Source organism: Methylobacter sp. S3L5C (genome assembly GCF_022788635.1).
Lineage (GTDB): Bacteria > Pseudomonadota > Gammaproteobacteria > Methylococcales > Methylomonadaceae > Methylobacter_C.
In genome coordinates, this window is sequence record NZ_CP076024.1 from 545,497 (window position 1) to 558,388 (window position 12,892).

Annotated in this window: 10 protein-coding genes; 1 reads left to right on the forward strand and 9 read right to left on the reverse strand. The window is 43.4% G+C overall.

Annotation, left to right across the window (positions count from 1 at the left end; all coding sequences use genetic code 11):
- The first annotated feature begins 65 nt into the window (after nucleotides 1–65).
- On the forward strand, nucleotides 66–1,079 hold the full coding sequence (locus KKZ03_RS02650; RefSeq protein ID WP_243219874.1) for a quinone-dependent dihydroorotate dehydrogenase: 1,014 nt from the start codon (nucleotides 66–68) through the stop codon (nucleotides 1,077–1,079).
- Nucleotides 1,080–1,170: 91 nt separating this feature from the next.
- Here KKZ03_RS02650 and pmbA read toward each other — a convergent pair whose 3' ends face one another.
- From pmbA to panD, 9 genes are all read right to left on the reverse strand, one after another.
- Nucleotides 1,171–2,502 (reverse strand): metalloprotease PmbA, encoded by a 1,332-nt coding sequence (gene pmbA / locus KKZ03_RS02655; protein ID WP_243219875.1) that lies wholly within the window; start codon nucleotides 2,500–2,502, stop codon nucleotides 1,171–1,173.
- 172 nt (nucleotides 2,503–2,674) lie between these two features.
- Nucleotides 2,675–4,114 (reverse strand): metalloprotease TldD, encoded by a 1,440-nt coding sequence (gene tldD, locus KKZ03_RS02660; RefSeq protein WP_243219876.1) that lies wholly within the window; start codon nucleotides 4,112–4,114, stop codon nucleotides 2,675–2,677.
- A 129-nt stretch (nucleotides 4,115–4,243) separates the two neighbouring features.
- On the reverse strand, nucleotides 4,244–4,834 hold the full coding sequence (gene bamC, locus KKZ03_RS02665; protein WP_243219877.1) for an outer membrane protein assembly factor BamC: 591 nt from the start codon (nucleotides 4,832–4,834) through the stop codon (nucleotides 4,244–4,246).
- Nucleotide 4,835: 1 nt separating this feature from the next.
- Nucleotides 4,836–5,654, reverse strand: coding sequence for a carbon-nitrogen hydrolase family protein (locus tag KKZ03_RS02670; RefSeq protein ID WP_243219878.1), 819 nt, complete (start codon nucleotides 5,652–5,654; stop codon nucleotides 4,836–4,838).
- 11 nt (nucleotides 5,655–5,665) lie between these two features.
- A complete protein-coding gene (locus KKZ03_RS02675) occupies nucleotides 5,666–9,508 on the reverse strand; it encodes a YhdP family protein (protein ID WP_243219879.1) in 3,843 nt (1,280 codons plus the stop codon).
- 57 nt (nucleotides 9,509–9,565) lie between these two features.
- On the reverse strand, nucleotides 9,566–11,020 hold the full coding sequence (rng, locus tag KKZ03_RS02680; RefSeq protein ID WP_243219880.1) for a ribonuclease G: 1,455 nt from the start codon (nucleotides 11,018–11,020) through the stop codon (nucleotides 9,566–9,568).
- On the reverse strand, nucleotides 11,017–11,592 hold the full coding sequence (locus tag KKZ03_RS02685; protein ID WP_243219881.1) for a nucleoside triphosphate pyrophosphatase: 576 nt from the start codon (nucleotides 11,590–11,592) through the stop codon (nucleotides 11,017–11,019). The genes rng and KKZ03_RS02685 overlap by 4 nt, the downstream gene beginning before the upstream one ends.
- Nucleotides 11,592–12,059, reverse strand: a complete 468-nt coding sequence (gene rlmH, locus KKZ03_RS02690) for a 23S rRNA (pseudouridine(1915)-N(3))-methyltransferase RlmH (RefSeq protein ID WP_243219882.1) — start codon at nucleotides 12,057–12,059, stop codon at nucleotides 11,592–11,594. The genes KKZ03_RS02685 and rlmH overlap by 1 nt, the downstream gene beginning before the upstream one ends.
- 285 nt (nucleotides 12,060–12,344) lie before the next feature.
- Nucleotides 12,345–12,731, reverse strand: a complete 387-nt coding sequence (panD, locus tag KKZ03_RS02695) for an aspartate 1-decarboxylase (protein WP_243219883.1) — start codon at nucleotides 12,729–12,731, stop codon at nucleotides 12,345–12,347.
- Nucleotides 12,732–12,892: the final 161 nt, after the last annotated feature.

The window sequence follows — 12,892 nt, forward strand, 5'->3', positions numbered from 1 at the left end:
GTGTTCTTCGTGGTGAAATACTTTAACTTGAGACCTATAAAATCAGACCACCTAACGGCAAACTTATGAACCTTTATCCTTTATTACGCCCCCTGTTATTTTCACTTGATCCTGAAACTGCCCATGAAGTAACGCTTAAGCTGTTAAACGTCGCGCATGTTTCCGGCTTGGGCAAACTGATCTATCCAACCATTGACAATAAACCTGTAAAAGTCATGGGATTGGACTTTAAAAATCCTGTCGGTCTTGCTGCCGGCATGGATAAAAATGGTGATTACATTGCAGCACTAGGCGCATTAGGCTTTGGTTTTGTCGAAATAGGCACGGTAACGCCACGCCCACAACCCGGCAATCCTAAACCGCGTTTGTTCAGACTGCCTGAACACCAGGCGATTATCAATCGTATGGGCTTTAATAATTCAGGCATAGACCATTTACTCGGCCAGATAAAAAAAAGCAGCTACAGCAATATTTTGGGTATTAATATCGGTAAAAATTTCGACACGCCTATTGAAAATGCGGTTGACGATTACTTGATTGGCTTACGTAAAGCTTATACATCTGCCAGTTACATTACCATTAACATTTCTTCACCCAACACTAAAAACCTGCGTCAATTGCAGCAGGGTGATGAAATAAAAGCCCTGATTGCTGCTTTAAAAGAAGAACAACTTAAACTACAACAAGAGCATGGTATTTATGTACCTTTGGCTATAAAAATTGCTCCGGATCTAACCGATGATGAAATAACGCATATTGCCGGATTGTTGCTGGAATTTGAAATAGACGGTGTCATTGCCACCAATACAACTATCGCCCGAGACAGGATTGCCGGACATCCATTGGCCCATGAAGCCGGTGGTTTAAGTGGCGCGCCCGTTAAAGACCAAGCCACTCATGTTGTACGTGGCTTGGCCGCTGAATGTCAGGGAAAAATCGCGATTATTGCGGCAGGGGGGATTTTAAGTGCGGAAGATGCACAGGAAAAATTGCAGGCAGGAGCAAGTCTTGTGCAAATTTACAGCGGCATGATTTATTGTGGGCCACAATTAATAGAGGATATTGTAAAAGCCCTATAAAAATACAATAAGCCATATAGCTTATTCGCTACGAACGACTTGCATGGATGCAGTCGTTCGTGGTGATAGTCTTTTTTAAAATAACAACCGATTATTCCCCGGCAATCGACATACGTTCAACCAATATAGAACCTGTACGAACATTGCCACGATAATCAATATCATTGCCCACGGCAATGATATTTTTTAGCATATCTTTCAGGTTACCGGCAATAGTAATTTCTTCAACCGGATATTGAATCTCGCCATTTTCCACCCAGAATCCTGCGGCACCGCGCGAATAATCGCCAGTCACCATATTAACGCCCTGCCCCATTAACTCGGTAACCAACAATCCGGTACCCAGCTCTTTTAACATGCCCTGATAATCAAGGGTACCTGAATCTATCGTTAAATTACGCACACCACCCGCATTGCCGGTAGTGTGCATTCCCAGTTTACGTGCAGAATAAGTACTTAACACATAACCACGTAAAATACCGTCACTGACAATATCGCGAGGCGAGGTTGCTACGCCTTCACCATCGTATGCAGCACTGCCCAAGGCACCTTTTAAATGCGGCTGTTCGTAGATACGAATAAATTCGGGAAAAACCTGACTGTCCAGCGCATCCAGTAAAAACGAAGACTTGCGGTATAAGTTACCACCACTGATTGCACCAATAAACGAAGCCAATAAACTTGCTGCCATTTCTGCGCTATACATAACTGGACATTGCCGGGTGCTCAAGCTGCGTCCACCCAAACGCCTGAGCGCCCGTGCAGCGGCTTTCTTGCCTATGTCAGCAGCAGCTTCCAAATCCAGGGCGTTTCTTGATACGCTATACCAGTAATCACGCTGCATACTATCGCCGCGTTGCGCCAAAACCGAACAACTTAAAGAATGGCGGGTTGAAATATAGCCCTGAAGAAATCCCATGCTATTACCCATTACATGGATACCCTGATGGGTATTAACTGATGCACCTTCAGAATTACTGATTTCAGCATCATAACTACGACCTGCATCTTCGCATTCAATAGCCAGGGCAATCGCGTCATTAACACTGAGGTTCCACGGATGATTAAGATCAAGATCGGGAAACTCTGTTGCCAACCGTTCTTCTTCCGGCAATCCGGCATAGCTGTCTTCACTGGTATAACGTGCGATACTACAGGCTGCGCCAACCGTTTCTTTAATAGATTCCGGTGACAAATCGGTGGTGCTGGCAGTTCCTTTTCTCTGATCAAAATAGACCGTTATACCAAGACCTTGGCCGCAATGATGTTCTATCGTTTCAACGTCACCCAGACGCGCTGATACAGACAAGCCATTTTCCTGGCTCAAACCTGCTTCGGCGGCGCTGGCACCCTGTTTTTTTGCCTCGTCCAACAAGTTTTGAACGATATTTTTTAAACGATTAATTTCTTCTTGGTTTTGCACTGTATTCTCTTAAATCTTGAGTAAATCATGTTACTGATAGCCTAAATCGACAAACGAGGCATTAATGTTGGGTTACGCAACAACCGACCACCCAACTTATAAACTATTTTTTAGGCCTTGAAAACAAACAAAAGTCATGAGTAATTCAGGACTATTCATGTCTGGATAAACCCTAAACACTCGTCCCGCCAACCGTCAAGCCATCAATTTTCATGGTCGGTTGACCGACGCCAACCGGCACACTTTGTCCTTCCTTGCCACAAGTGCCAACGCCACTATCCAACTCAAGATCGGTACCGACCATGGATACTTTGGTTAAAACGTCAGGACCGTTACCAATAAGCGTCGCGCCTTTAACGGCACGGGTTATCTTGCCATTTTCAATCAAATAAGCTTCACTGGCCGAAAATACAAACTTGCCTGACGTAATATCAACCTGTCCTCCGGCAAAGTTTTTGGCATACAGTCCTCTTTTTACCGACTTGATAATTTCTTCGGGGTTATGAGATCCCGGCAACATGTAGGTATTGGTCATTCGTGGCATAGGCAAACTTGCGTAAGATTCACGACGACCATTACCGGTGGACTTAACCCCCATTAAACGGGCATTAAGTTTATCCTGCATGTAACCTTTAAGAATACCGTTTTCAATCAATACGGTTTTTTCTGTCGGCGTACCTTCATCATCAATACTTAACGAACCGCGACGACCTTGTAAGGTGCCGTCATCGACCACGGTACATAAACTGGAAGCAACCCGCTCACCGACACGACCACTAAAGGCCGATGTGCCTTTACGGTTAAAATCACCTTCCAAACCGTGACCGATGGCTTCATGCAGCAAAATACCCGGCCAACCCGGCCCCAATACCACGGTCATATTACCTGCCGGTGCCTCTTCTGCTTCCAGATTAACCAATGCCTGCCTTACCGCTTCTTTACCGTATTCCAGTGCCCGACTCTGATCAATAAAATAACCGTAATCACTGCGACCACCGCCTCCCATACTGCCCTGTTCACGATGGCCGTTTTCTTCGACGATCACGGTGACGTTCATTCGTACCAAGGGTCTTACATCGGCAGCTAACGAGCCGTCCTGATTGGCCACCAGAATACTTTCATGCGAACCGCTAAGACTGACAATCACTTCTTCTATGCGAGAATCCAGTTTACGGGTTTCACTCTCAACATGACGTAATAAATCTATTTTCTGTTGATCAGCCAATGATTTTAATGGGTTGGTAACCGGATAATACATCGGCCAACCAGCGGCTTTTACCAAACCAACCTGGGCATCTTGCCCTTGCCTGACAATGGCTTTAACGTTATTTGCGGCTTCCAGCAATACCGACAGTTCAATTCGGTCACTATAAGCAAAGCCTGTTTTCTCACCGGAGACAGCGCGCACTCCAGCGCCCTGCTCAATACTATGACTGCCCTCCTTAATAATCCCGCCTTCCATTACCCAAGACTCAGAATGACTGGACTGAAAGTAAATATCGGCAGCATCAACGGGCGAACTGAGCAACCGGCTCATAATTTTTTCAATATCGCCATCTTGAATACCGGCAGGTATCAGAATAGCTTGTCTTGCAAGATTTAATAGTTCCATCACAACATCAAAATAAAGGTTTAAAGTTCAAGGTTCAAGGCGCAAAGCTCAAGACCCAAGTTTCAAAAATAAGCCATATTCGCTTTAACCTTGAAACTTGAACCTTTCACCTTGTACCTTGTACCTTAGTTATTCTTCTTTTAAATCATTACGTATGCTTTCATACAATGACTGCAATAATTTTTCAGCGCCATCGGCAAGCTCGGCTGAACTGTTATCTTTATCCGCGCCACGCTTTTTACCACGGCCACCAGCACTACTTTGTTCAGCCGCATTACCAAGAGTAGCACTTACTAATGTCTCTGCACCGTCGCTTTCAACCGTTAGCACATAAATTGCCTCATTATGCTTGCCGCTAAAAAAAGATTTTTCAGGGTCATAAAGTACATAGTAAAGCCCTTTATCATGCTCACGATCGGTTATTTCAATGTCGCTTTGCTTTAATGCCAGACCCAGTGTACTCCAGGCATCATCAAGAGATTGCTTGATTCTCATTTGTGGCGGTGTTGATGTCGTCATATAAACATCTTCACCCAAGCCTGCTTCATGGCGCTTCTTGGGGATTTTACTGTTATCGATAACGCGTAACTCCGCACCTGGCTTACTAATAGTAATTGCCGGGGGATGCTCCAGCATTTGAGTATCCCGATAACGACTATCATTGCCACCACAAGAAACCAACAGGATGACAAGCAGAAAACTTTTAATGATTGATTGCATATTATTCACAAAAAAAACGTCTATGGCTTAAAACCGGAAATGCTTCCCGCACTTTTTCCAGTCGCTCAGGATCTATTTCAGCCAAAACATAACCGCCACCGGTTTTGTAACAATCCAGCACTACGCCCCAAGGATCAATAATCATGCTGTGACCAAAGGTTTTTCGCCCGTTAATATGAAAACCACCCTGATTGGGTGCAATCACGTAACAAAGATTTTCTACAGCACGCGCACGCAGCAATACTTCCCAATGAGCAGCACCGGTTTCAGCAGTAAAAGCAGAAGGAACCACCAATATATCGACACCCTCATTACTCATTTTCCGAAAAAATTCCGGAAACCGCAGATCGTAACAAACAGCGATTCCCAACTTGCCAAAAGGCGTATCAACAATCAGCGATTCAGTACCCGGCTCAATGGAATCTGATTCACGGTAGATTTCATTAGTCCCAGGAACATTGACATCAAATAAATGTACTTTATCGTAACGACCGACTCTTTCGCCGTTATCGTTATAAATAAGACAAGCTGCACGCACCTTGTTATTGTCATCAGCCGCCATGGGAATGGTGCCGCCAACCACCCAAACCGCATATTTTTTTGCGACTGTCGCCAAAAAATCTTGTATGGGCCCTGAGCCTTCGACTTCCTTTGCCTTAAGCTTGTCAGCTTCATGATTCCCCATCAAAGCAAAGTTTTCTGGTAAAGCAACCAGCTTTGCACCGGCTTTAACCGCTTCCGCAATAAGCTTTTCAGCTTCCAACAAATTAAAACCGATATTAGGACTTGATGCCATTTGTATGGCCGCACATTTAGTCATATTGTCTCTTTTTATGGTGTGTTAGGTTCCTGCCAGGGAAAACTGGTGAGTCCATTCCATGTTTTCTGCAACAAGCCATCATTTTCATGTAGCGGAATAATTTGTGCGTTCTCCCAGTCGCCTTTAACCAAATACTGTGAACCAAAGAAAAAACCGTCTTGATCTTTACCGGTCAAAGTTCGCCCGATTATATCGGTAACTTTACCCATAATTGTACCAGCAATAGGGACAGCATCAGCACTTTTTGGTGCAACATTGACAATTTGATCAAGACTTTTATTGATAAAATCAGTCTCTCCTGTGAGAGTAATTTTTGCAGAAATAGCATCAATAACCAAGTCATCAGTCACGGCTTTACCCTTTAATAAATCAAAGTGTCCATGGATACTGTTAAATGCCAGGCCTTCCTCATACACATCACTAAAATCGAGTTGCAAACGTTTTATCCATTGGGCCATTGCCAGCATACCCAAAACGCGACCAAATCCAGGCTCTATACCTAAAATACGGCCGCCTTTTAAATTAACATCTATCTTTCCCTGTAAATCCGTTAAGGAAAATTGATAAGGAGCTGCATTCCACATACCGTTGAAATCAACAATGGCAGTAGTTTCTCTGAAATTTTTGGTAATACCCAGCTTGGACAGAAGAGGTCCAACTCTGGCCATATTCAGCTTGCCTTCTATATGGGTTTCGGATTGCTTACCCTTAACTTCCCAGTCACCTGACAAGACTAGTTTTTGATCATTCCCCGTCAACTCAATACGCTTGAAAGCGATACCGTTGGGTATACGTTCCGTTATGACATTCAACTGCCCGAGATCAACGGACTGCCACAACGTTTTTTGGCTGGTTATCGTTAATAAAGGCATAAAATCAGGAACAGATGGTGCGAATGCCGCAGAACCCTCCTGAGACTTGATTTTTTTAAACACGGAAAGCTCTAATTCTTTCATATCCAAATTAATACTATCAGCACCTTTAAGATTAACAGGAACTTTAAATTGACCTTTTGCAATTGCGCTATTGCTATCGCCTACCCAGTAATTACCTTCAGGCTTTAATACCAGATCAAACAAACCCAAGTCGGCTTTCCCCCATAGCCCATGCTCGCTATATATTTTTATTTCTTTAAGACTAGTTACTGCACCTGTTATGGCTCCGTTTTCTTTTCCGTAAGCAAGAGACGAAGCCAGACCTAGCCAGTCTTGCAAGTCCAGACGCTCACGATTAATTGCCAGTTTCATACCTAATCCCTGGCTTTCAGAAACATCACCAGAACCTACCAAAACATTCGCGGACTCAATAGCCTGTTGTTTTATATTGAACTTAAGCGCCGCTTTCAATTGATTATTATAATTTACGTTAATCGGCAATAATGCCTGATCAGCCAAATTAAACGTCAGTGCCAACGATCGTTGCTGCTCTCTGGTCTTGGCTAACGCACCCGGCAAATCCAATGCCATGCCTGACAACTCTGAGAGCATAACCAGATCGGGTGAAGTTTCGCCGTAGGGAAGTTGTAACTTTAGCTGATAATCTGTTTCTCCTTCAGCTATCTGCCATCCGGGTATTTTGAATTGTTTCCGTAAACTACCAACATCAACGTGACCGGCTGCACTAACGGTTGTCTGGACATCCGAGCTTTTAATAGCAATCTGAACAGGATAATTTAAAGCGGTCGCTTTAATAATGTCACTATAAATGCCCAGCTCATTAAATTTTAATACACCATTCATCTGGTTAACTCTCAAATCAAGAGCTTTCACTTTAAGCTTGGCATTACTCAACTGGGCAGATCCATTAACTTTAGCTATGCCGCGATCAGTTAACGGAAGCTTTAAATCCAGTGTTACCTGAGTACGTCCCTGTGGCTCTATAGAACCTAACAGCTTATCTACGGGTGAATTAAGTGGTGTCTTTTGCATAAACCTCAAACCTTCCAGTATATCCGTCTCCAGCAACCCCTTAACCAGTAAATATTCACTATCATTCAGAGACGGTATCGTTACCCTGGCCTGATTAATTTTTACCTTGTCACTAAGGCCTTTAGCTAAATCAACCTGTAAACCACCCTGTAAAAATAAAATTTCGCCGCCAAGATCCGTTAAATGCGGCCATTCAGAGTTATATTTCAACTCCATTTGATCAATGCCAAACAACGCCTCAAAAATACCTTGTCCGCCAATAAACGGAAAATCACTTAAGTTGCCGAAAAACAACATCCCACCCTTGGGCACACGTCCACTAATAAAAGCGTTATCCAGCCAATCAACAGTTGATTTACCCATCGTGCTCACAGGCAAATATTGAGCGACTTTACTGACATCATCACTGGCAAATGTCATTTGCAGATCCATAAACGTTTTCTGCCCTTCCATTTTTGGAATCGTTAAATTCAATCTGCTTTTAGTCGTTAAATGTGGAGCGTCCAGATGGATTATTGGGCTCGAAATAAGCCAATTATCGGGGTTTTGTTGCCATGCGATAGCGCCTTCAAGTTTTGTAATGGTTAATGTTTCGCGAAATAATCCAGGCGCTATCAGTCGGGCATCTTTAGTTGCCAAATTCACGCGACCTAATTGGTCACTTCCTTTCAGATGGCCGGTCAAATTCTCTACGCCTGGCATCGCACCTAAAGGAGGAAGACTGATGTTTATAAACTCCCCGTTAACGGCGTAGTGTTTTTCATCCAGATCAGCGAATAAAGAAAGCTTCTCCAACGACCCTTGCAGTTGAACTTGAGTCAATGCTTTAAACTGCTCATCTGGTAACGGCGTAAAAAACTGTAAAATTTTGGATATTTCCTGCGTATCTACTTGCTTAACAAACAGGCCTATTTTGTGCAGTAAATTGCCATTATTACTATCACCTGAAATACCCAGTATAGCGGCAGGCCATTTTTTATTTGCCGTTTCCAGCAAAAAATCAGGTGCCTCCAGATTCCACTGGCTGCCATTAAGCTGCCAATACAATTCAGTATTGAGCTGTTTGACTAAAAACTCCTGATCTTCAGGCTTGCGTATTTTTAGTTGTTGCAGATGCACCTTGCCCGTAAGAGAGACCAGTTTCGATTGTTCCAACTTACTCCATAGCTTAAAATTGCCGGTACCCGAATGAATATTCATGGCAAAGGGCAAATCACTGGTCAGCCACTCGGCCAGATGTAAGTTTTTAGCTTCCGTAAAAATAGTGCCGTCAATAACTAATGGTTTAAAAATATTACCCGTCAAATCCATAGACACTCTTAATTCAGTGCCATATTTTTTGGGTAACTTCACCAGAATATTTATCTGATGCCGCTGAGCATTATTTATAATTGCAAAATCTACCTCGCCAACAATAGCGAGTTTATTTTTGCCTAGCTCATCCTGCCAACTAATCTGACTTTGTAAAATTTCGTATTTATTACCCTGTAACAACCACAACGGCTGTTCGTCGCTGGCTTTTAAGCCAACAATGGCAATACTGCCATCCTGTTTGCGTTTTACAGTGAGCTTGGCTCCCACTAGCGTAATCCAGGTCGATGATAGCCGATCCCGATTAATCAAAACATCCAGTAAATTAATCCCCAAACGTATTTCTTTAAGTTGAATCGCCGGCTGCTCACTGGCAACAGTGGAGGCTATTTTGATATCCTTTAATACGAGTTGAGGTCTATAGCCACGCATATTTGCGCGTAAACGCGCTATCGTGACCGGAACACCCACCAGCTCGCTGACACGTGTCGATAAATCAGCTTTATAATCATCTATCTGAAATAACAATAAACGTACTGCAGTCAAGCTGACTGCCAATGCAATCAAAGACCAAAAAACAAGATGCCGCGTTGCACGCTTAATGTGATGGATCATAGAGGCAGATCAAAGATACAAGGTTAAAGGCACAAAAAACATTTTTAATTTGGCATCTTAAAGAAGTACCACATCATACTGTTCCTGATTATATTCAGCCTCAACCCTAAACTTGATCTGTACTCCCAGAAATATTTCCAGCTCGGCCAACATGTCAGCTTCTTCATCAAGCAACATGTCCACTACCTCATTGGACGCCAGAACCAACAAGGTATGCACCTTATACAGCCTAACTTCCCGAATAATCTCCCTGAATATTTCCAGACACATGGATTCAGCCGTTTTTAAAACCCCTCGTCCACCGCAAGCACTACAAGGCTCGCAAAGAATATGTTCAAGGCTTTCACGGGTTCTCTTGCGGGTCATTTCTACCAAGCCCAGCACCGAAACTTCAGTAATTTTGGTTTTCGCGCGGTCTTTTTCCAAATTACGTTCCAATGCCTGTAAAACCTGTTTTTTATGATCTTCACTTTTCATATCGATAAAATCGATAATAATAATCCCACCCAGATTCCTGAGCCTAAGCTGACGCGCGATGGTTTGAGCTGCTTCAAGGTTGGTTTTGTAAATAGTCTCTTCCAGGTTACGCCCACCCACATAACCTCCGGTATTAACATCAACCGTCGTCATCGCTTCAGTCTGGTCGAATATTAAATACCCACCCGACTTCAACTTAACTTTACGATCCAGGGCTTTTTTAATTTCATCCTCGACACTGTAAATATCAAATACCGGACATTCCCCAGTATAATGTTCGATCACCGGCACGATTTCCGGTACAAAAACTTCTGCAAATTCAAGCAATCGATGATAGGTTTCTTTTGAATCAACGCGAACCCGATCAATACCTTCTTTATATAAATCCCTTAACGTTCTGACACTCAGCGGTAAATCCTTATGAATAAACTGCTTGGCTTTTGCAGTAGCAATCTTTTCAAGAATCGACTCCCACAGTTTCAGCAAAAATGTCATATCGGCAATCAAAACCGTTTCACTGGCGCATTCTGCCGCTGTTCTTGCAATGAAACCGCCACAATTATGCTCCTGCCTGAACGTATCAAGACAAAGTCTTAACCGGCCACGCTCAGCTTCACATTCAATACGCTGGGAAACACCTGAATTGTTAGCATAGGGCATGTAGACCTGATAACGCGAGGGTATCGATATTTCCGTGGTTAAACGTGCACCTTTACTACCCATTGGATCTTTAACCACCTGCACAACAATAGACTGACCTTCATGCAAGTAGTGTTCAATAACGTCTGAACCTTTTTCTTCAAGGTCCTTCGTACACAAATCTGAAAGATGAATAAATGCCGCCTTGGGCAAACCAATGTCAACAAAAGCAGCCTGCATACCTGGAAGAACCCGGCACACTTCACCTTTGTAGATATTTCCCACCAGGCCCCGCTCGCGACTTCTTTCAATAATGAGCTCTTGTAACACGCCATTTTCAATGACTGCAACACGGGTTTCCGGCGGCGTTACATTGATTAAAATTTCTTCACTCATTTGAAAAACTCTATTCCTTGTTTAGATAAAAGTTCGGCTGTTTCAAATAATGGTAAACCGACCACGCCTGAAAAACTGCCTTTTATTGATTCCACAAACATGCCGCCTAATCCTTGAATGGCATAGCTACCGGCCTTATCAACAGGTTCGCCACTGTGCCAGTAAGCCAGTATTTCCCGTCCTGTCAAGGGCCGAAAAGTCACCTCGGTAATACTAACTGCCTGACTATGCTCACAGCCTCTCAGAGAAATGGCACTATAAACCTGGTGTGTTTTACCGGACAACTGCGTCAACATAGCAAGAGCATCAGCCTTGTCTTTAGGTTTCCCCATAATTACGCTCCCCAAAACAACCGCTGTATCCGCAGCCAAAACCGGTATATCAGTTTTGATTTGGGCCTGGCACACCGCAGACTTTTCAGCAGCCAAACGCTGCACATAATGCAGCGGTGTTTCATCAGGCAATGGAGTTTCATCAAGGTCAACCGGATAAACCCGGTAAGTGACCTTAATTTGATCAAGCAGTTCCTTACGGCGGGGCGAAGCTGAGGCAAGAATAATCTGGACGGACATTAGCGATGATAAGGGTGATTATGGAGAATACTCCAGGCCCGGTAAATTTGCTCAGCCACCAAAATACGCACTAGCGGATGCGGAAACGTGAGTCTGGATAAACTCCATGATTCACGCGCCAACTGTTTGACAGAATCCGCCAAACCTTCAGGGCCACCAACCAGCAAAGTAATATGCTGGCCACTTTCCAGCCAACGCTGCATCGCCTGTGCCAATTCGGGCGTAGTCCAAGATTTACCGGGGATATCCAATGTCACAATATGAGTACCTTGTGGAATAGCCGCCAGCATTCGCTCGCCCTCGTCTTTTACAATACGGGCAACATCACTGTTTTTACTGCGTTTACCTGGCACAATTTCCTTGAGCACCAGCTCACATTCACGCGGCAAGCGCTTGGCATATTCATCGTAACCTTGCTGTACCCAGCCCGGCATACGGTTCCCTACTGAAATTAAATTTATTTGCATGGACACGCAGGATACAGACAACAAGGAGTGGATGCAATGTCGTCCACTGTATAAAAAATCAACAGCTAATCATAAAAACGGGAAAAATTACTGCAAACAATGTTTTCTGCTCTATCAACCTGTTTACGCTAACTTTCACAGTGACTAATTCGGATTAAAAATCCGCCATTCCATCACCCTCTCCCGGAAGAAAAGGGTGTAACAAAAGTTAATTTACAACATTTGTAAATACAGGTTTTATAACTAAATTATTTTCAATCACCCACACTTGAACTGTATGGGTCATTACAATAAGGCAACCTGAACAGGAATCGATGAGGAAGAGCGTAACACTTCGTTTTTTTCGTTAAAATAAACCAAGGTAGGCTTATGATTTTCGGATTCTTGTTGATCCAATAATATATAAGTACAAACAATAATCAGGTCGCCGGGACAAGCTAAACGAGCCGCAGCGCCATTAACCGAAAAAATCCCGGAACCGTTTTCTGCACGAATGGCATACGTGGTAAAACGTGCACCGTTATTGACATTGTAAATCTGAATCTGCTCGTATTCTTTGATACCGGACAAGTCAAGAATAGTGCCGTCAATTGCGCAAGAACCCTCGTAACCCAACTCTGAACGAGTCACTGTGGCTCGATGTAACTTTGCTTTAAGCATCGTAATTTGCATAATAAAACACTATAAATACGTTTAGAAACCGGACATTATCCATTAATTGCAACAGTCCATCAACTTTTTAGATAGCTGACATTAACTGCTTTATAACCCGGTTCAAAAGACAAGAACTGCATTTCTTAAGCCCTGAACCTGATAACACAACCCTCAAACAA